This is a genomic window from Pseudomonas sp. PDM30 (assembly GCF_019218985.1).
In the GTDB taxonomy this organism is placed as follows: domain Bacteria; phylum Pseudomonadota; class Gammaproteobacteria; order Pseudomonadales; family Pseudomonadaceae; genus Aquipseudomonas; species Aquipseudomonas jessenii.
Window position 1 is genome coordinate 249069 of record NZ_JAHUWM010000003.1, and the last position, 20123, is coordinate 269191.

Below are 20123 nucleotides of genomic sequence, written 5' to 3' on the forward strand. Positions count from 1 at the left end.
GGTTTTCACTTTGCAGGTCAGGGGCATTATGAATACGACTTCATGTGTAGTAGTGGTCGGTTACAACGGCAATCGGGTGCACGACATCCAGAAACTGCGCGAGCTGTGCAAGTCGCTCTACAACGCCAGGCTCATCCTGCTGGTCGAGAAAATCCAGCCCCATGACGACCAGGTGGCCGATCACGTCTGCAGCACTTCGCTGGCGGAAGAAGATGTGGCGGCGTCCCTTGAACTGGTGGTGGGGTGCCTGAATGCCGACAGCTGGAAGCTGATCGGCATACTGCCGTTCTCCGATCGCGGCGTGCTGCTCGGTGCAGCGCTGGCCACTCACTTCGGCCTGCCGGGCATTACCCCGGAAGAATCGCGGGCGGGCCTGGACAAGCAGATCTTCCGTCGGCTCGAAGCGGCGGCCAGCACCTCCCCCGGAGATTACCGGCCGGTGTTTTCCGCGCGGGTCGATAACCTGTCGGAACTGCGCCAGCGCGTCGTCGAACTGGGCGGCAAGGCCTTCATCAAACCGGCCTGCGAAGGTGCGAGCCGGGGCTGTCGCGTCATCCATCACCCGTCGGAATGCGATGACGCCTGGCTGGCCCTGAAGCCTTACCGCGAAGGTGGCATCGTCCTTGAAGCGCTGGTGCAGAACGCCCGTGAATACAGCTGGGATTGTGTGGCCGGCAGCACCTGGGTGACGGAAAAAACCACCACCGAAGGCGCCTACCGCGCCGAGATCCAGCAAGTGGTGCCAGCGCCGTTGTCGGTGGACGTGCAGGCGCGGCTGATGGCGGCTGGCCAGCACATGTCGGCGCTGGTCTCCCAGGACAACGGTGCCTGGCACAACGAAGTGTTCCTGCGCAGCGACAACCTGACCTCGGCCGTGGAAACCAACATGCGCCCCGGCGGCATGCACATCTGGGACCTGGCCAAACGCGCCTTCGTCAATTTCGATCCGTGGGAACGCTGGGTGCGCTGGGCGGTGGAAGGCAAGACCGAACAGCATGAGCCAGTGGCCCGCGGCTACTGCGGCATTCGCCTGCTGCGGGCGCCGGCCGGCGGCATCCTGCGGGCAACGCCCGACATCGCCACCGTGGCCCGTTCGCTGCGCATTGAACTGGTGGAAGGCCAGTACGCCAAGCGCATCGGTGACTCGGTCAGCGCGCAGGTCAAGGACAACTTCTCATTCATCGGCCACATCGTGTTGTTCAACGAACACTACGGGCAACTGAGCAACGACCTGTTGCGTCTGGCCGAGGTGATTGAGTCACGCATCGAGGTGACTTGCCTGGCACCGGTCACTCGCGCCGTGTGTTGAGCCAGCAAGCACCCGTTTTTTGCATTACTGATCAAGAGGGTTCGATCAATGATCCAGCACATGACCTGCGATGAACGCTTCATCGCCCTGGCCAAAGAGTTTGGTTATGACATTTACGGCGAAAACACCGCAGGCGGGCATTACGCGCCGCTGATCCGTCATCACGATGAGCTGTACATCAGCGGCCTGGTGCCGCGCATGAACGGCAAGATCCATTACCCCGGCCGCGTCGGGCTGGACCTCAGCATGGCCGATGCGCAAGCAGCCGCCAGCATCAGTGCGATGCGGGGGTTGGCGTTGATCGTCGATGCCATTGGTTCGCTGGACAAGATCAAGTCACTGATCCGGGTAACGGTGTATGTGAAGTCCACGGCGGACTTTGTCGATTTGAGCGAAGTGGCCAACGGCGCCTCGGATGTGTTCAGCCATGTACTGGGCGATGCCGGCAAACATACCCGCACCACGGTCGGTGTTTATCAGTTACCCAAGAATGCCGCGATAGAAGTGGACATGATTGCCGCCTTGCGCCCATCGGTTTTATAAGTTTTTTCCAGACTTTACAGCGCTGAGCCGTTAACTTAAGGTTTAGCGCTAAAGTATGGGAAATAATAAGAAAGGACGTGCGAATGGATAACTTTCAAGGTGCGTTTTTTTCATATAAGGACTTTCGTCAAAGCCTGCACCATCGAGCGCCAAGTCCCAAGGTATGGAAAGGCACTGAACTGACGGATATGCGCCAGACCCTTGAAGCCAGCGACGTTGATATTGTCGCGTTGGCTCATGAAAAGAGCATTGAAGGCTGTGAAGTGACGCCTGGCATGGCGATCGCCATGCAATGGCTCAACCCCGGTGTGACGCTCAACGGTCATGCCCATTCCTGGTGGCATCTGTTTGTCATCCAGTGCGGCAGCGGCGTGTTGACCCTAGGCGATGCCGACGGGGTCAACGTCAGCAACGGCGATGTGCTACTGGTACCGGCGTGGACCAGACACGGCTTCGTCAACACCAGTAAACACGAGCCTTTGGCGATGCTGAACATCAGCAATATGCCGCAAATGGCACTGCTTTCGAACTTTGCCGACAGCCATGGCCTGATCACCACCCAGCCGTAATTTCCCAGCGCATCAGCCAAGGGAGCCAACCATCGTTGGCTCCCTTTTTTGTTTTTCAGACCTGCCACCGGTATCGCCTTTTACAGCGCTATTGCCGGGATTTTCGCTGCGTATCTGTCGGTGAAAAACAACTTTCTGTATCGATTGAAACAGGCAAATTCTGTATCTATCCAGCCTTCATCCAACTAACTACGATCACTTCCAATGCACGTTAATCCCTGCAGTCAGTGAATGGAGTGTTCTATGGATAACAGGAAGCTAAAACTGTATGTCGGCGCCGATCATGTCAGCGCTTTTGCGATGTCGGCTTTTGTGGCGCTCAAGGAAAAGCAACTTTCATTTGAACTTATTACTGTCGATCTAAAAGCACTCGAAAACTATCTGGCGACTTATCGCAATCTTTCGCTGACCTGCAAGATTCCAACGCTGGTTCACGACGATTTTGCCTTGTCGGAATCATCGGCGATTGCCGAATACCTTGATGAACTCTCCCCGGGGCATAAAAAACTCTATCCGCAGGACATTCGCCAGCGCGCCCGTGCCCGTCAATTGCAGGCCTGGTTGCGCAGTGACTTGTTGTTGGTGCGCAAGGAGCGCCCGTTTGACCTGGTGTACTTCGGCAAGAAAAACACCGTGCTGTCCGACGAGGCCCAAGCCGCCGTCGAGCGCCTGTTCTTCGTCGCCGGGTATTTGCTGGAAGAGGGCGCCGAGCATCTGTTCGGTGACTGGAGCATTGCCGACACCGACCTGGCAATCATGCTCAACCGACTGGTTGCCAACGGCGATCCGGTGCCAGCACGGCTCGAAGCGTATGTGCGTCGCCAGTGGGATCGCGACAGCGTTCGGGCGTGGATGGACATAGAGCGCAAAGCGCCGGCCATCGCGTAACAACACTCAGGGCAATCACCAGGAGCGCGGCCATGCAAGGACTGTCGGAGCACGAACGCTACAAACCCTATAACTCACGCACCATCCGCGACACACCGTACTGGCACAAGCTGACGCCGGCGTTGCAGGAGGCCATGACCGTGGTGGCCAGGGTCATGCCGTTTCGCACCAACGAATACGTGCTGGGCACGCTGATCGACTGGAACAACATTCCGGACGATCCGGTTTTGCGCATGACTTTTCCCCACAAGGACATGTTGCTGGCGGAGGAATATGCCTCGCTCAAACAACTGATCGAGCAGGATGACAGCGCGGCGATCAAGCGTCGGATCGAGGCGATCTGGCGGCGCATGAACCCGCATCCGGCCGGGCAGTTGACCCACAACGGAGTCACCCTCAACGGCAAGGTCCTGCCGGGCATCCAGCACAAGTACCGCGAGACCGTGCTGTTTTTCCCCGGCGCCGGTCAGACCTGTCACGCGTACTGCACCTTCTGTTTCCGCTGGGCGCAGTTCATCGGCGAGGAAGAACTCAAGTTCAACGCCCGTGAGTCCCAGGAGCTGGTCAGTTACCTGAGGGTGCACACCGAAGTGACCGACGTGCTGATTACCGGCGGCGACCCGATGATCATGAACACCCGCTCCCTGGCCGGTTACATCGAGCCGCTGCTGGATTTGCCACACCTGAAGAACATCCGCATCGGCACCAAGTCCGTGGCGTACTGGCCGCAGCGTTTTGTCAGCGACAAGGATGCACCTGAGCTGCTGGAGCTGTTCCAGCGCATCGTCGCGGCGGGGAAAAACCTGTCGATCATGGGCCACTACAACCACCCGGTGGAGATCCGCCAGGTCATCGCCCGCCAGGCCATCGAGCGTATTCGCTCGACGGGCGCGACGGTGCGCATGCAGGCGCCGGTGATCCGCCACGTCAACGAAAACCCCGCTGACTGGGCGGCGTTGTGGACCGAAGGGGTGCGGCTCGGGGCGGTGCCTTATTACATGTTCGTCGAGCGTGACACCGGGCCCAGCCACTACTTCGAGATGCCGCTGGCCCGGGCCTTCGAGATCTTCCAGGCGGCGTACCGCACGGTATCGGGGCTGGCGCGAACGGTGCGCGGGCCGTCCATGAGCACCTTCTACGGCAAGGTGTTGATCAACGGCATCGAGACCGTCGCCGGGGAAAAGGTCTTCGTCTTGCAGTTCCTCCAGGCACGCAATCCGCAATGGGTGTTGCGCACGTTCTACGCGCGCTTCGATCCGCAAGTGACCTGGTTCGACGACTTGCAACCGGCCTTCGGCGAGCGTGCGTTCTTCTTTCAGACCGAGCTCACTGCCGTGCCGGAATTGATACCCGTGTTGCTGGAAACGGCGTAGGAAAATTCACGAACAATGGGGAGATATGGATATGAGCAGTATCCCGTTTGATCAGCGCGAGGGCGTTATCTGGCTCGACGGCGAGTTCGTCGAGTGGTCCCGGGCGCAGTTGCATGTGCTGACCCATGGCCTGCATTACGCGAGCACCGTGTATGAAGGCGAGCGGGTCTACAACGGCAGGATTTTCAAGCTGCGCGAACACAGCGAGCGCTTGTATCGCTCGGCGCAATGGATGGACTTTGCCATCCCCTATGAGATGGCTGAACTGGAAGCGGCGAGCCATGAACTGCTGCAACGCAACAAGGTTGTCGACGGCTACCTGCGCCCGGTGGCCTGGCGTGGCAGCGAGATGATCTCCACCTCGGCACGTTTCAACCGTGTGCATGTGGCCATCGCTTGCTGGCAGTGGCCGAGCTATTTCGACCCGGCGGCGCGCATGGCTGGTATCCGCTTGAAGACCGCGAGCTGGCGCCGCCCGCCACCGAGCAGCAGCCCGTTCCAGGCCAAGGCATCCGGGCATTACCAGATCGCCACACTGAGCAAGCACGACGCCGAGAACACGGGTTACCACGACGCGCTGATGCTCGACTGGCGCGGCCATGTTGCCGAAGCCACCAGCGCTAATGTGTTTTTCGTCAAAGACCGGACGCTGCACACCCCGCTGCCGGATTGCTTCCTCAACGGCATCACCCGCCAGACCGTGATCGAACTGGCCAAAGCGCTGGACTACCAGGTGGTCGAACGCACGATTTTGCCTACAGAGCTTGGCGACTTCGATGAGTGTTTTCTCACCGGCACCGCCGCCGAAATCACCCCGGTGCAGAGCATCGATGAGCAGCACTATCGACCGGGTGACGCCTGCCGCGACTTCATCGCCGCTTACACCTCAACCGTCAACGCCGGATAACCCGCCAGGAATCTCACCATGTCAGACCAAGGGATTGTTGCGTCTCAACCTTGCATTTCGCTCGGCCATCGTCACGAAGAGCTGTCGACGTTGGGCTGGACGGTGCTGACACCGGACGAATTTGCTGATGATGTCGTAGGCACCTTGTGCGAGTTCGGTCGGATCATTCCGCAGTTCAACGGCCAGACGGCCTTTGCCATTACCCGGAAGCCGGGTTACGAAGACTTGCCGTATTCCCAGAGCATGAACGGCATCGGCCCGCACACTGAAGCGCCGGTGTACGGGCCGCCGCCACGCTATCTGGCGTTGCATTGCCATAAACAGGCCAGGTGCGGTGGCGGGCACACCGGGTTGGTGGACGGCTACGAATTTCTCAAGTCCCTGGAGCGCAGTGAACCGGAACTGCGTGAGTGGCTGGATGACACGCCGGTAGAATTTGTCGCCACCGCCAAACCGGGTGAACCAGGACAGCGGCGGGTCAAGGAGTACATCCTCACGCCTACGGAAGACGGGGATATTTTCCGCTTCAGCTACAACCAGTTTCACTACGGCGACGTGAACCCGTCCAAGGAAGCGTTGCAGCAATCACTGGTGACCAACAACACCTCGCCGCTGGCCAGGTTTGCCGTGCTCGGCGAAGCGTACTTCGTCGAGCACAACGTTCCGGTGTTGATTCCCGACGGATGCCTGCTGATTTGGGACAACTGGCGGATGATTCACGCCCGCAGTCGTTACACTGACCCGGCGCGCAACCTGACCCGCTATTGGCTGGCCTGATTTTTCCGTCGCCCTACATTCTTTTGGCGTACCCCCTGGCGGGTACGCGCCTTACAGGTATCGCGTCATGCAAACAGCAATCGAGATCGCCCAGGTCGATCATCAACTGATCGTGCGGCTCAACCAGGCCTGGACCAAGCGCGCCACGGTGTGTTCGCCGGACAGGGGCCAGGTGGAGGAAGTGTTCGACCCCGCGCGGCCGGACTACCCGGAGTGCATGGTGCCGTTCTTCCATCATCCGAAATTCCAGGCCTTGAGCGACGAGCTCAAAAGCAGCGTGGTGACCTGGGGCTGGATCGGCTACAACCTGCGCACCGTCACCGCCGAAGAACACGTGGTCAACCCGGCACTCAGTGTCATCGCCAATCAGTACCTGGGCAAGGATGACTGGCATTTTCGCGAGGCCATGCAACAAACCCTGATCGACGAGCACTACCACACGCTGATGCACCTGCGCGCCATCGAGCGGACCAAACTGGACCGGGCGCTGGAGCAGGATCTGGATCTGCCGCCGTCCGTCACTTACCTGCGCCTGAAGGCCCTGCATGCAGAACTGCCAGAGCAATGGCAGCGGGATCTGGCGGCGATCACTTTTGCGGTGGTGGCCGAGATCAGCGTCAACGCCTATCTGGACTTGCTGGCGGACGACCAGACCATCCAGCCGCAGAACCGCCGGGTGGCCGAACTGCACAACCGCGACGAGTACGCCCACAGCAAGGTGCTGGCCGAAGTGGCGAAGGTCATGTACGCCAACATGCAGCCCACTCAACGGGAATTTTTCGCACGCAACCTGTCAGTGGCGCTGAGTGCTTTTATCGCTCAGGACTACTCCATGTGGGAGGCGATTCTGACGCAGCTCGGGGTCGAGGAGGCGGCGCTGATCATTGCCGACACCCGCGAGAGCAACAGGAACGCGACCATCATGCGTGACTACAGTGGCCTGCATAAATTGGCCCATGACCTGGGCATCAGCGACCAGATCGATTTCGACTTTCGTCCGACCCTCAAAACCACGGCGGTCGCCTGAACCCGGAGGTGCTTATGTCCACGCCTGTGTACGAAGTGTTCGCCATCCGTGTCGGTGCAAACGCCCAGCGCACTGCCAGGGAGAATTTTCTCTACGACGCCTGTTGCGGTGATCCGAATGCGCCGATGCCGCTGGACTACTACTTCTGGGTCATCCGCAACGAACAGCAGGTGATCGTGGTCGACACCTGTTTCCAGCCGGCCACGGCGCACCGGCGCAATCGCCAGATGTATCGCCTGCCGGAAGAATCCCTGCGGCAACTGGACATCGATCCGGCCCGGGTCGAGCACCTGATCCTTACCCATTTGCATTGGGATCATGCCGGCAACCTCGGGTTGTTCCCCAAGGCGACCGTGCATTTGCAGGACGCGGAGTTGCGTTTCTGCACCGGGCCGAAAATGGTCCATCGCACGGTGAACAAAACCTACGAAGTCGAGGACGTGATGTCGGCGTTGCCGCCGCTGTTCGAAGGGCGGATGCGTTTGCACGACGGAGTTGTCGAGGTCGTTCCGGGCGTGACCCTGCATCCGGTAGGCGGACATACACCGGGCAGTCAGGTGGTGCGGGTAGCGACCGAGCGCGGCTGGATTGTGCTGGCCTCGGATGCGGCGCATTTGTGGGCCAACATTCGCGGGCGAAGTCCGTTTCCGATCCTCGATGACCTGGCGCAAACCCTTGAAGCCTTCACCGAGATCGACCGTCTGGCCGACAGCGAAGATCATGTCATCCCCGGCCACGACCCGCTGATCGCCGAGCGTTTTCCGCACTGGAATGACGACCCGCATATCATTTGCCTGCACCAGAATCCGCTCTGAAGATCACCTTCAACCCTGTGGGAGCGAGCTTGCTCGCGAAGGCGTCAGTACATTCAAAATTGATGTGTCTGACACACCGCCATCGCGAGCAAGCTCGCTCCCACAGGGTCGCGGTCAACCCTGATTTTTCAGGATACGTCCCAACGTCTGCAGTGCCTCATCAACCCGCGGCGAATACGGCGCGCCACAGCCAATGCGCACAAAGTGATCGAAACGCCGGGCATTGGAAAAGATATCCCCAGGTGAAATCTGGATGCCGGCCTTCAACGCGTCGTGAAAAAACGTCATCGATGAATGCCGGCGAGGCAGTTCCACCCATAACAGCGTGCCGCCTTGCGGGTGGGTCACGCTGGTGCCGATGGGAAAATAGCGGGTGATCGCTGCGCTCATCTGCTCGCGTTGTACGGTCAGGGTTTTCCTCAACCGCCGCAGGTAACGTTCGTAGGACGGGGTCTTCATGAACGCACTGGCCGCCAGTTGCGATAACGCCTCGCACCCGCGCGACTGCGTATGCTTGAGCATCTCCACGCGGTCGTGCCATTTGCCGGCGCTGATCCAGCCAAGGCGCATGCCCGGTGCCAGGGTTTTGTTCAGCGAGGCGCAATAGATCACGTTGTCGGTGCTATCCCAATGTTTGAGCGTGGACAGCGGCTGCTCGGTGTCCACCAGGTCGCCGTAGGTGTCGTCCTCGATCAGCACGGTGCCGTGCTCTGCACACAGTTTCACCAGCCGTGCCTTGTTGGCGTCGGGCATGATGCTGCCCAACGGGTTTTGCAGGTTGGGGATGACGATCAGCGCCTTGACCCGTTCGGGGCCTTGCAGCAGCCGTTGCAGGGCCTGCAGATTGAGCCCGGTATGGGCCGAGGCCGGGACTTCCAGCACGCGCAGGTTCAGGCTTTCGAGAATTTGCAGCAGACCGTAGAAGGTCGGCGACTCCACGGCCACGGTGTCGCCGGGGCGGGTGACCGCACGCAAGGCCAGATTGATCGCCTCGGTGGCGCCGTTGGTGATCACGATCCGCTCGGGGGCCAGGTGGGTCTTGCTGGCCAGTGCCCGCCGGGCCAGGATGTTGCGCAATGCGCTGTTGCCGCAGGCGCCGCCCGCGGTGCCGAGCAGGCAGGCGTCGTAGCGCAGCGCCTTGATCATGTTGTCTTGCAAGGTCTTCAGTGGGTAAAGCTGCGGCGCGCAGTAGGCGCTGGCGAAATTGACCTTGATCGTCGCGCGCTGACTGGCCTTGAGCACCGCGCAGACCTGTTCATGAATGCCGACATACGCGCGGGCATCCAGCGCTGGCGCCGAGGTCGTCGGGGCGGGCCTGGGCAGGGCGTCGGGCTGGCGAATGTAGTTGCCGGAGCGTGGCCGGGCTTCCAGCACGCCATAGTCTTCCAGCTCCCGGCACACCTGCACGGCGGTCGACAGGCTGACGGCGTGTTTTTCCATCATCAACCGAATCGAGGGCAGGCGTTCACCGGTTTTCAGGGTGCCGCTGCGGATAGCGTCCAGGTAGTGGTTGGCCAGTTGGCGATATAAGGGGGGCGTGTTCATGATGACCTCGGCAGTTGCACTACTGAGGTCTGGGCTGGAAAGTGAGTTGACGCTCCCCGCAGGCGGACCCGTGGTGCTCATGGGTGAAGGGAAGTGGTGTTCTGCGTCGATACTGGAAGAGTAATCGCGGTTTTGCCCGAATCACGGGCAATAAAAAGCCCCGCACTGATGGCGGGGCTCTTGAGTCGGTCGCTCAGGACCGTGTGGCGAGAGGGCTTGCCACAACAATAGGTATTACTGAGCGGCGATGCTGTACCCGTCGAACGCGGTCTGCTGCTGCAGGGCGGTGATGATGTTCTTGCGGTTGACCGCTTGCTCGGCGCCGCTGTTGTCCAGGAACGTCTCGCTTTCCAGTTCCGCCTCTTCGCCTTCGCCAACGAAGGTGAGGCCGAGGAATTCCAGGGCTTCACGGTCGACGCTCAGGCGCGAGCGCGGGGTGCGCAGCGGCAGGGTGACGCTGATGCCGTCCTTGCTGATGGTGAACACTTCGACTTCTTTCTTCGCCTTGGCGGCTTTGCTCTTGCCGCCGCTCGGGTTGCTGATGGCCTGGTGGGTCTGGTTCAGCACCTTCAGGGCCAGGCCGTAGACGATTTCCTGGAACGCCGGATCGTCCTTGAAGCTGGACAGGATGCGGCTGATCGGGAATTTGCCGCTCAGGTCTTCGAGGGCGGCGATATCGGCGGCCTCGGCGTCCTTGAGCTGCTTGAGCTGGCCCATCAGTTCGTAGGCTTTATCGTCATCGAAGCTGTCGTGGGCCTGGCGGATCGCGGCGCGCAGTTCGCGGATCTGGTCGCTTTCGCGGGTGGACTGGAACGCGTCCAGCACCATCTCGCTGATGGTCTTGGCCTGAGGCACGTGTTGTGAAAGATTGATGGAGTTTTCGTATTCCGCTTTGGACGACAAGGTGACTACGGTTTCAGCGGTATTGGAATCGGACATTGAAATTTCACTACTTCTATAACTTGAATTGGGGCGAGAAAGCCCGGGGGCTTTTTCAGGGGGCCTAATCTATTGGACCGGGGCGGCGTTGTCACGGATCAACAGGCGGCCGGTCATGTTTTTGCTCCCCTGTAGGAGCGAGCCTGCTCGCGATGGACGTTAACGAAAACGCGTTCATTCCGGGTGTACGCGGTGCCCTTGAGACCATCGCGAGCAAGCTCGCTCCCACAGGGTTAGTGGGGGTACGCAAAATCTGTAAGCACCCGAAAAAACTGTGGGAGCGAGCTTGCTCGCGATGGGGCCTTGTCAGGCACCAAAGTTTTTCAGGCCTGCCTCGGTGTATTGAGGTTCATCGACCGCTCCGCCAAAGCCGAAGCGGTCTCCTCATCGATCGGCAGCGAAAACCGGAACGTCGCACCCCGCCCCGGCACATCGATCAATTGAATCTCGCGCCCGTGCAATTGCAGGATGCGATGTACGATCCGCAACCCCAACCCGCCATCACGGCGTGCGCCGCCGATATTGAACGGCCGCAGGAACAACCCTTCGCGCAGTTCCGGGGCGATGCCGGGGCCGGTATCGCTGACCGTGACTTCGATGAATGAGCCTTGCGGGCGCAGGCCCAGTTCGACCTCGCCACCGGCCGGGGTATGGCGCAGGGCGTTGTCGAACAGGTTGGTCAGCACCCGCTCGATTAGCCCAAGGTCGGCGCAGGCCGCCGAGACGTTGGCGGCAAAAGTGGCCTTCAACTCGACTTGACGCGCTTCGGCGGTGAGTTCGAATTTCTGGAAGATGTCCTGGGCCAGGTCAGTCAGGGAAAAGCGTTCCAGCACCGGCTGTACGAAGCCATGTTCCAGCCGCACCAGTTCCAGCAGCGACTGCGCCAGACCACCTACCTTGCGGCTCTGGTCCAGCGCAATGCCCAGATAGCGACGGCGGTCGGCAGGGGACAGCGTGGCGTCCTTGAGCGACAGGGTTTCCAGATAACCGTGCAACGAGGCCAGCGGCGTGCGCAAGTCGTGGGAGATGTTCGCCACCAGTTCGCGGCGCTCCTGATCCTGGCGGGTCAACGAGCGCCATTGCTCGCCCAGGCGTGTCTGCATCTGTCGGAACGCCGCATCGAGTACGGCGATTTCATCGTGACTCGCGGCTTTCTCCACCGCGACGGGCAGAGCCGGTGTGACCGGCACCCCATCGATGTCGAACTGGCTGACGGTTTCGGTCAAGCGGCGTAACGGCCGGGTGATCAGGGCAAATGCGGTGAGACCGGCAATCAGGCACAGCAACGCCACCAGCCCGATGGATAACAGCGCGGTGTTGAGCGCTGCACTGGTCGCGCCGCGTTCGGCCAGGCGGTCGTGGTCTTCACCGAGCAACACCACGTAGAGATAACCGGCCGGCTTGCCGTCGACCTTCAGCGGCGCAGCACTGAACACCTTGCGCGCATCGACGCTGCGCGGGTCGTCGCCGAGAATCGGCAGGGCATCGCCCCGCAACAGGCGCTGGATCGGCGCCAGGTCGATCCGCTCACGACGGATCCGGCCTTCGGGCGCGGCGCTGCCGACAATCTTGCCCTCGGTGTCCAGCAGGTACACCTCGACACTCGGGTTGACCTGCATCAGCTTGCTGAACAGGTCACGCACGGCATTGGGCATCAGGCCCTGTGTGTCCATCAACACCGTGTCGCGGGCGATGTGCTGCGCCAGGTCCCGGGACAAGCCTTGCACCACTTCCTGCTCATGCATCTGGTTGGAGCGCACCTGCATCCACGCCGACGTGCCGCAGCACACCAGCAGCAGCACGGCGAACACCAGGGACAGGCGTTGCGTCAGGGTCAGCCTCATGGCCGTGGTTCCTCCCCGGTGGCGAATTTGTAGCCGCGCCCCCAGACCGTGAGGATGCGCACCGGTTGCGCCGGGTCGGCCTCGATCTTGGCGCGCAGGCGGTTGATGTGGGTGTTGACCGTGTGCTCGTAGCCTTCGTGGCTGTAGCCCCACACGGCATTGAGCAGGTCCATGCGCGAAAACACCTTGCCGGGCTGGCGGGCGAAGAAATACAGCAAGTCGAACTCCCGGGGCGTGAGGTCCAGGCGTCGTCCATCGAGGGACACTTCGCGGGTGATCGGGTCGATGGCCAGGCCGTCGGTGAGCAGGCTGCCGGCGTCCATCTTCAGGTTGCGCGCCATGGCATCGACCCGGCGCAGCAACGCCTTGACCCGGGCCACCAGTTCAAGCATGGAAAAGGGCTTGGCCAGATAGTCGTCGGCACCCAGTTCGAGGCCGAGAATCCGGTGCACTTCGCTGGAGCGCGCGCTGGTGATGATGATCGGCGTGTAGCGGGCCATGGCGCGGGCGCGGCGGCAGATTTCCAGGCCGTCGACACCGGGCAGCATCAGGTCGAGGACCAGTGCGTCCCAGTTGCCTTGCTGCAGCAGGCGCATGCCTTCATTGCCATCGGCGCTGTGCACCACCTCGAACTGCTCGTCGCGAAGATGCAGGCAGATCAGGTCGGCGATATGCATATCGTCCTCGACCACCAGGACGCGTTTGGTCTGTTCCATACAGCTCAATCCTTCGGCGCATTGTGCGTAATGCCACTCGGTCAAGGTGCAAAAACTGTGGGAGCGAGCTTGCTCGCGATGGCGCAATGTCAGTCAACGACGATGCTGACTGTGCAATCGTCATCGCAAGCAAGCTCGCTCCCACAGGAAATGCATTGTTCAAAATTGGCGTTATGCATTGTGCGGGTTTTTCGGCGCCCGAGTTATCACGAATTGTTTAACTTCCCGTGAGGATTTGGCGATCACCCAAAGCCTAGGCTGTGTTCTATGAAACACCCCTGGATTTTTGGAGACGAACATGTTTTCACGACGGCAATTTCTTGTAGCGAGCGGCGGGCTGGGGGTGGCAGCCCTGGCGATCGGCCTGTTGCCGAAGTTTTCCACAGGCTCGGCCTTGATCAGTGAAGCCAGCGCAGCGGAGGTATTCGAAGTGACCCACAGCGACAGCGAATGGCACGCTCTTCTGAGCGACGAGCAGTACGAAATCCTTCGCGAAGAGGGCACCGAGCGAGCCTACAGCAGCCCGCTGAACAACGAGCACCGCGATGGCACGTTCGTCTGTGCCGGTTGCGAGCTGCCGCTGTTTTCCTCGGCGACCAAATTCGACAGCCGCACCGGTTGGCCAAGTTTCTGGGCACCGCTGGACAAGGCCGTGGCGACCCGCCAGGACCGTGCGTTCGGCATGGTCCGTGAAGAGGTTCATTGCCGGCGCTGTGGCGGGCATCTGGGGCATGTCTTCGACGACGGCCCGAAACCCACCGGCCTGCGTTACTGCATGAACGGCCTGGCGATGAAATTCGTGCCCAAGACGGTGTGATTCCATTCCACTCACTTTTTGCAGGTAATCGCCATGTGGCTGCTGGTCCTCGCTTATCTCGGTGGTGTGCTGACGATTGTCAGCCCGTGCATTCTGCCGGTATTGCCGTTTGTCTTCGCCCGCACCGGGCAACCCTTCGTCAAAAGCGGGTTGCCGCTGCTGGTGGGCATGGCGCTGACCTTCGCGCTGGTCGCCACGTTGGCGGCGGTGGGCGGCGGCTGGGTGGTGCAACTCAATCAGTACGGGCGCTGGCTGGCGCTGGTGTTCGTGGCGTTGTTCGGTCTGACGCTGTTGCTGCCGCAACTGGCCGAGCGTCTGACCCGGCCACTGGTGGCGGCGGGCAGTCGTTTGTCGGAGGCGGCGGGTGCCGATGCACGGCCACGTCCTGGTGCTTCGCTCCTGATCGGCGTGGCCACCGGCCTGCTGTGGGCGCCGTGCGCCGGGCCGATCCTGGGCCTGCTGCTGACCGGTGCGGCGCTGCAAGGCGCCAGCATTCAAACCACCTTTTTGCTGCTGGCGTACGCCGCCGGTGCCGCCACTTCCCTCGCGCTGGCTTTGTTGCTGGGCGGCAAAGTCTTCACCGCGATGAAGCGTTCGATTGGCGCGGGCGAATGGCTGCGTCGCGGCCTTGGCGGGGCGATGCTGGCCGGTGTGGCAGCGATTGCCCTAGGTCTGGACACGGGGATTCTGGCGCGGTTTTCCACGGCGTCGACCAGTGGTATCGAGCAAGCGCTGGTGGAGAAACTGTCCGGCAAGTTACCGCGTAACAGCGGGGCGATGATGGCGCAAAACTCGACCTCCGCCGGCGCGGTGCAAGTGGCTGACAAAACCCCGGGCACCTTGCCGGTCGAAGGCAACCTGCCGTCACTGGAGGGCGCCGTGCAATGGCTCAACTCGCCCCCCCTCGATGCCCAGGCCTTGAAAGGCAAGGTCGTGCTGGTGGACTTCTGGACCTACTCCTGCATCAACTGCCTGCGCTCGCTGCCCTATGTGAAAGCCTGGGCCGAGAAGTATCGCGATCAAGGCCTGGTGGTGATCGGCGTGCATGCGCTGGAGTTTGCCTTCGAGCGCGATGTCAGCAACGTCACCAAGGCCATGAAAGACCTGGGCATCAACTACCCGGTGGCCATCGATAACGAGTTCAAGATCTGGCGCGCCTTCAACAACGAGTACTGGCCGGCGCATTACTTTGCCGACGCCCAGGGACGCATTCGTTATCACCATTTCGGCGAAGGCGCGTACGCCGAATCGGAGCGGGTCATCCAGCAATTGCTGCGCGAGGCGGGGGCGGCCAAGGTCGCCGACGGGCTGATCAGTGCCAAGGCCGATGGCGTGCAAATGGCCCCGGACAAGGACGCCGTGCAGTCGCCGGAAACCTATGTCGGCCACCAGCGCGCTGAGCATTTCGTGCCCGAAACCGCGCTGGTGCCGGACAAGGTCGCGGCCTACAACCCGCCGGCGCAACTGGCCCTCAATGACTGGAGCCTGGGCGGCCAGTGGCATGTCGGCCCGGAGCGGGCCACCGCCAGCGCGCCGGCCAGCCGCATCGTCTATCGCTTCCACGCCCGTGATTTGCATTTGGTGCTCGGCCCTGGCGCCGATGGCAAACCGGTGCGTTTCAAGGTGCTGATCGACGGCAAGGCCCCCGGCGATGCCCATGGCATGGACGTGGCACCCGATGGCAGCGGCACCGTGACGGACCAGCGTTTGTATCAACTGGTACGCCAGAGCGGCGGCGTGACCGACCGGACCTTCAGTATCGAGTTTCTTGATCCGGGGGCGTCGGCTTACGCCTTCACTTTCGGCTGATAACTGTTCAACGCTTCAGGAGTTCGCCCCATGAAAACACTCTTTACCTGGCGCCGTACCCTGCTGGGGCTGGCGGCTGCCGGCATCATCAGCCAATGCTCGGCCTTCTCTTTCGGCGGTGCCGAAAAGGCGGTCATCCTTCCACCGCCGGCCCTTGATGAAACCACCCAGGCCCGCAGCGAAACCGCGGTGTTCGCCGGTGGCTGCTTCTGGGGTGTTCAAGGTGTGTTCCAGCATGTCAAAGGCGTGAAGAACGCCGTCTCCGGCTACGCGGGCGGGGCGGCCAATACTGCGCAATACGAGCGCGTCAGCAACGGCAATACCGGCCATGCGGAGTCGGTCGAAGTCACGTTCGATCCAGCCCAGGTCAGTTACGGCACCTTGCTGCAGATCTACTTTTCAGTGGCGCACAACCCGACCGAGCTCAACCGCCAGGGCCCGGACAGCGGCACCCAGTACCGCTCGGCGATCTTTACCAAAAACGCTGAGCAGCAGCGGGTCGCACAGGCCTACATCACCCAGCTCGACGCCGCGCAAGTCTTCGACAAACCGATCGTGACCAAACTCGAAACCTTCAACGGTTTCTACCCGGCGGAGGAAGAACACCAGGATTTCCTGACCGAACATCCGACCTATCCGTACATCGTGATCAACGATTTGCCGAAGGTCGCGCAGTTGAAACAGCTGTACCCGGACCGTTATCAGGAACAGCCGGTGCTGGTGAAGGCGGGGATGTAGTGAATGGGGAATCGACGACCCTGGCACTGAATCGTCGGTCAGCGGATCAGTGCTTGCCCCACAGCTGCATGGCGAATTCGACGAAACGGCGCAACTTCGGCAAACGGTGGCGATCCTGGGCATAGACCAGGTGCATCGGCCGGCTGGGCGGACAGTAATCGGGCATCAAGGCCAACAGCTTTCCGTCCTTGAGGTCCTGCTCGACCAAGGCGTCGGGCATCATCACGATGCCCATGCCGGTGCGCGCCGCTTGATGCAGTCCGGCGGAACTGTTGATCAGCATCGGCCCGCCGACCCCCACGCTGACTTCGCCATCGGGACCGGCCAGGCGCCATTCCTTTTGCACCGATTGCCAGTCATCTCCGGCCGGATAGGCAAAGGACAGGCAGTCGTGATGGCGCAGGTCTTCAGGTGTTTGCGGAGTGCCGCGACGGGCCAGGTAGTCCGGTGACGCACACATGGTCAGGGTGTAGTCGATCAGCGGGCGGGCGATCAGGTTGGAGGGCTCCAGCGCCCCAAGGCGAAACGCTACATCGAGGCCGTTCTCCAGCAGATCCGGGCGTCGGTTGGTCAGCACCACGTCAAGTTTCACCCGCGGGTTTTGCCGGCTGAACTCACTCAATGCCGGGGCCAGGCGCTCAGTGCCGAAGGTCAGGGGCGCGGTGATGCGCAAGGTGCCGCTCGGTTCGTCCAGAGCCTGCTCGGCCAGTCGCTCGGAATCGGCCACCAACCCCAGCACTTCCAGGCAGCGCTGGTAATACGCGGCGCCGAACTCGGTCAGCCGCTGGCGCCGCGTCGTGCGGTTGAGCAGACGCACACCCAGCCGTTGCTCCAGGGCCTTGAGGTGATTGCCGACCATGGTCGTGGACATTTCACACTGCAAGGCGGCGGCGGTCATGCTGCCGGTCTCCACCACTTTCACGTAGACGGTCATTGCCTGGAATAAATCCATTATCAAGCTCTGCTTTTAAATGATTGAAGTTTTACGGTGTTTATCCAGCTCTGGTGGCTAACCATACTGCAAAAACACCGACCCTTGCTGGAGCTTGATGTCATGACCGCCGCCTGCCTGATGAGCACTTACCAACCCCTGGCCTTGAGTTTCAACAAGGGCCTGGGTACTCGCCTGTGGGATCAGGCCGGTCGCGAATACCTGGATGCGGTCGCCGGTGTGGCGGTGACCAACGTCGGCCACTCCCATCCGAAAATCGTTGCCGCCATTACCGAGCAGGCCGGGTTGCTGCTGCACACCTCGAACCTCTACAGCATCGACTGGCAGCAACGGCTGGCGCAGAAACTGACGCAGCTGGCGGGCATGGACCGGGCGTTTTTCAACAACTCCGGGGCCGAAGCCAACGAAACCGCACTGAAAATCGCCCGGCTGCATGGATGGCACAAGGGCATCGAGCAGCCGCTGGTGGTGGTCATGGAGAACGCATTCCATGGCCGCACCCTCGGCACGCTGTCTGCCAGCGATGGCCCGGCGGTGCGCCTGGGTTTCAACAAGCTGCCGGGGGATTTCGTCAAAGTACCGTTCGGCGACCTCAGTGCGCTGGACAAGGTGCAACAGGCCTTTGGCTCGCGGATCGTGGCAATCCTGATGGAGCCGATCCAGGGCGAAAGCGGCGTGCAACTGGCGCCGCCGGGCTATCTCAAGGCCGTGCGGGAACTGTGCAACCGGCGCTCATGGCTGATGATGCTCGATGAGATCCAGACCGGCATCGGTCGCACCGGCCAGTGGTTCGCGTTCCAGCACGAAGGCATCGTCCCGGACGTCATGACCTTGGCCAAAGGCCTGGGCAATGGCGTGCCCATCGGCGCTTGCCTGGCCCGTGGCAAGGCGGCCGAACTGTTCACGCCGGGCAGCCACGGCAGCACGTTCGGCGGTAATCCGCTGGCCTGCCGGGTCGGATGCACCGTGCTGGAGATCGTCGAAGAACAAGGGCTGCTGGAAAACGCCCGGCTTCAGGGGGCGCGCCTGCTCGAAAGATTGCGCACAGAACTGGCGGGCAACCCGAACGTCTCGCAAATACGCGGCCAGGGCCTGATGATCGGCATCGAACTCAAGCAACCGATCCGCGACCTGAGCCTGATCGCCGCCCGGGATCATGGCTTGCTGATCAATGTCACGCGGGGGAAAACCATTCGCCTGCTGCCGCCGCTGACCATCGATGAGCGGGAAGTGGAGATGATTGTCAGGGGGGTGTGTCGGGTCGTGAACGCTGGCTGAGGTTCTGCTCAGTAATGGTATCTGCACATCACGACGTGTATTTCTCCGTCTTCAATGGCGTAGACCAGACGATGCTCAGCCGTAATCCGGCGTGACCAGAACCCGCTCAAGTTATGCTTGAGCGGTTCGGGTTTTCCAAGGCCGTCGAAAGGCTCACGTTGGATAGCTTTGATCAACAGGTTGATACGCTTGAGCCCTGCCTTATCGTTCTGCTGGAACCAGAGATAATCGTCCCAGGCTTCAGGGGTGAACTCGATATTCATTCTTCAATCAGTTGCCTGGCTTTGGTTTTGCCGGCTCGCAGGTTACCGATTGATTTGATCAAGCGTTCAGCATTGGCTGGGGAACGGAGCAGATAGGCGGTCTCTTCGAGAGCGTTGTATTCGGCCAATGACATCATCACTACCGGCTCGCCTTTCTGACGAGTTACCAGTAGCGGGGCGCGATCTTCATTCACCCGGTCCATGGTTTGCGCCAGATGTGCCCGAGCGTTGGTGTAGTTGATGGTTTCCATGTGTTTGTCCTCGCTTGATGCAGAGAACGTACAGAAATGAGTACATATTAGCAAGGCGATACCTACGAGTGGTTGTTACGTAGAAAGTGCATCCACATTTGTATCAAGTATCGCCGAATGTTCTTCAGGACGTTTCCGAGACAGGTGTAATCCCATTCTGAGCTACATGCCATCCATCAGGTTTGTGTCAGACCACAGCTCCGGATACTTACGAGTGACGAGCTAGTGCGGTGATTTCCTCCCGGTCTTCCAGCCGGATTTTCGCACCGCAAAACCCCTCGAACAGTTGCTGATGCGCCGCAAACCCACTGGACCCCAGCCGCTGGCGATAACTGCCCGCCCACTCCAGCAAGGCGATAAGCAACAGGTCCTGTTCATCGCGCCCGCCCTCGCGTTGTCGAATGTTGGCCACGCATTCCTCGTCCCCTACACTCAGCCAGATCAGCGCAGTCGCTCGTGGCAGGATTTCACTGACGATCCAGCCGTAACCCCCTTCGATCACCCAGCGCTCCTCATCGGCAGCGATCCGCGCCATTCCCAGCGCTTCATTTCGGGGGCGGGGGATGCTGTGTTCGTCGGACAGCCAGTGAATCCGGTCGAGATCGGTCCAGGGCACACTCAATTGCTCGGCCAGCCGCTGCGCCAGCCAGCTCTTGCCCGAGCCGGAGTTGCCGATGATCAAGGTTCGGGTGAGGTTCATGAGAGACACCGATCAATTGTGGGTGTGAACCTGCTCGCGAAAGCGGTGCTTCAGTCAGCATTG

21 protein-coding genes are annotated in these 20123 nt (G+C 60.9%); 13 read left to right on the plus strand and 8 right to left on the minus strand.

The features are described from left to right. Positions 1-28: 28 nt before the first annotated feature. From KW840_RS08540 to KW840_RS08580, 9 genes are all read left to right on the plus strand, one after another. On the plus strand, positions 29-1309 hold the full coding sequence (locus KW840_RS08540; RefSeq protein WP_218494957.1) for an acetyl-CoA carboxylase biotin carboxylase subunit family protein: 1281 nt from the start codon (positions 29-31) through the stop codon (positions 1307-1309). A 48-nt stretch (positions 1310-1357) separates the two neighbouring features. Then, positions 1358-1852 (plus strand): RidA family protein, encoded by a 495-nt coding sequence (locus KW840_RS08545; protein WP_046040191.1) that lies wholly within the window; start codon positions 1358-1360, stop codon positions 1850-1852. Between the two features lie 83 nt (positions 1853-1935). Continuing rightward, entirely contained in the window at positions 1936-2421 is a 486-nt protein-coding gene (locus KW840_RS08550) for a cupin domain-containing protein (RefSeq protein ID WP_218494958.1), read from the plus strand. A 243-nt stretch (positions 2422-2664) separates the two neighbouring features. Then, positions 2665-3309, plus strand: a complete 645-nt coding sequence (yfcF, locus tag KW840_RS08555) for a glutathione transferase (RefSeq protein WP_218494959.1) — start codon at positions 2665-2667, stop codon at positions 3307-3309. A 32-nt stretch (positions 3310-3341) separates the two neighbouring features. Further along, the gene (locus KW840_RS08560; RefSeq protein WP_057716349.1) at positions 3342-4682 is read left to right on the plus strand and encodes a KamA family radical SAM protein; all 1341 of its coding nucleotides are present in this window, start codon (positions 3342-3344) and stop codon (positions 4680-4682) included. A gap of 31 nt (positions 4683-4713) precedes the next feature. After that, entirely contained in the window at positions 4714-5589 is an 876-nt protein-coding gene (locus KW840_RS08565) for a branched-chain amino acid aminotransferase (RefSeq protein ID WP_218494960.1), read from the plus strand. An 18-nt stretch (positions 5590-5607) separates the two neighbouring features. Then, entirely contained in the window at positions 5608-6366 is a 759-nt protein-coding gene (locus tag KW840_RS08570; protein ID WP_218494961.1) for a TauD/TfdA family dioxygenase, read from the plus strand. Positions 6367-6433: 67 nt separating this feature from the next. After that, on the plus strand, positions 6434-7393 hold the full coding sequence (locus tag KW840_RS08575) for a diiron oxygenase (RefSeq protein ID WP_218494962.1): 960 nt from the start codon (positions 6434-6436) through the stop codon (positions 7391-7393). A gap of 14 nt (positions 7394-7407) precedes the next feature. Further along, positions 7408-8208 carry an N-acyl homoserine lactonase family protein gene (locus KW840_RS08580; RefSeq protein WP_057716346.1) on the plus strand — a complete coding sequence of 267 codons (801 nt, stop codon included), beginning with the start codon at positions 7408-7410 and terminating at the stop codon, positions 8206-8208. Positions 8209-8322: 114 nt separating this feature from the next. Here the strand turns inward: KW840_RS08580 and KW840_RS08585 are convergent, their stop codons facing one another. From KW840_RS08585 to KW840_RS08600, 4 genes are all read right to left on the minus strand, one after another. After that, on the minus strand, positions 8323-9753 hold the full coding sequence (locus KW840_RS08585) for a PLP-dependent aminotransferase family protein (protein ID WP_218494963.1): 1431 nt from the start codon (positions 9751-9753) through the stop codon (positions 8323-8325). 234 nt (positions 9754-9987) lie between these two features. Next, positions 9988-10692, minus strand: a complete 705-nt coding sequence (locus tag KW840_RS08590) for a hypothetical protein (protein WP_057716344.1) — start codon at positions 10690-10692, stop codon at positions 9988-9990. A 323-nt stretch (positions 10693-11015) separates the two neighbouring features. Next, positions 11016-12536, minus strand: coding sequence for a HAMP domain-containing sensor histidine kinase (locus tag KW840_RS08595; RefSeq protein ID WP_218494964.1), 1521 nt, complete (start codon positions 12534-12536; stop codon positions 11016-11018). After that, positions 12533-13252 (minus strand): response regulator transcription factor, encoded by a 720-nt coding sequence (locus KW840_RS08600; RefSeq protein ID WP_090453186.1) that lies wholly within the window; start codon positions 13250-13252, stop codon positions 12533-12535. The genes KW840_RS08595 and KW840_RS08600 overlap by 4 nt, the downstream gene beginning before the upstream one ends. 298 nt (positions 13253-13550) lie before the next feature. Between KW840_RS08600 and msrB the strand changes: the two genes are divergently transcribed. From msrB to msrA, 3 genes are read left to right on the plus strand one after another with little or no spacing between them, the layout of a single operon-like run. Further along, positions 13551-14069 (plus strand): peptide-methionine (R)-S-oxide reductase MsrB, encoded by a 519-nt coding sequence (gene msrB / locus KW840_RS08605; protein WP_090453188.1) that lies wholly within the window; start codon positions 13551-13553, stop codon positions 14067-14069. Between the two features lie 33 nt (positions 14070-14102). Then, a complete protein-coding gene (locus KW840_RS08610) occupies positions 14103-15878 on the plus strand; it encodes a cytochrome c biogenesis protein DipZ (RefSeq protein ID WP_218494965.1) in 1776 nt (591 codons plus the stop codon). Positions 15879-15908: 30 nt separating this feature from the next. Next, positions 15909-16616, plus strand: a complete 708-nt coding sequence (gene msrA, locus KW840_RS08615) for a peptide-methionine (S)-S-oxide reductase MsrA (RefSeq protein ID WP_218494966.1) — start codon at positions 15909-15911, stop codon at positions 16614-16616. Between the two features lie 46 nt (positions 16617-16662). On the opposite strand, the gene KW840_RS08620 is transcribed toward msrA, so the two are convergent. Beyond that, positions 16663-17568, minus strand: a complete 906-nt coding sequence (locus KW840_RS08620) for a LysR family transcriptional regulator (protein ID WP_154861652.1) — start codon at positions 17566-17568, stop codon at positions 16663-16665. A 102-nt stretch (positions 17569-17670) separates the two neighbouring features. On the opposite strand from KW840_RS08620, the gene KW840_RS08625 reads away from it, so the two are divergent. Then, on the plus strand, positions 17671-18846 hold the full coding sequence (locus tag KW840_RS08625) for an aspartate aminotransferase family protein (RefSeq protein ID WP_218494967.1): 1176 nt from the start codon (positions 17671-17673) through the stop codon (positions 18844-18846). A gap of 8 nt (positions 18847-18854) precedes the next feature. Here KW840_RS08625 and KW840_RS08630 read toward each other — a convergent pair whose 3' ends face one another. The 3 genes from KW840_RS08630 to KW840_RS08640 all read right to left on the minus strand — a co-directional run bounded on the left by KW840_RS08630 (position 18855) and on the right by KW840_RS08640 (position 20060). Next, on the minus strand, positions 18855-19109 hold the full coding sequence (locus KW840_RS08630; RefSeq protein WP_057716336.1) for a Txe/YoeB family addiction module toxin: 255 nt from the start codon (positions 19107-19109) through the stop codon (positions 18855-18857). After that, a complete protein-coding gene (locus KW840_RS08635) occupies positions 19106-19360 on the minus strand; it encodes a type II toxin-antitoxin system prevent-host-death family antitoxin (protein WP_057716335.1) in 255 nt (84 codons plus the stop codon). Before KW840_RS08635 ends, KW840_RS08630 begins: the two co-directional genes overlap by 4 nt. A 208-nt stretch (positions 19361-19568) precedes the next feature. After that, a complete protein-coding gene (locus tag KW840_RS08640; RefSeq protein WP_218494968.1) occupies positions 19569-20060 on the minus strand; it encodes an adenylate kinase in 492 nt (163 codons plus the stop codon). Positions 20061-20123: the final 63 nt, after the last annotated feature.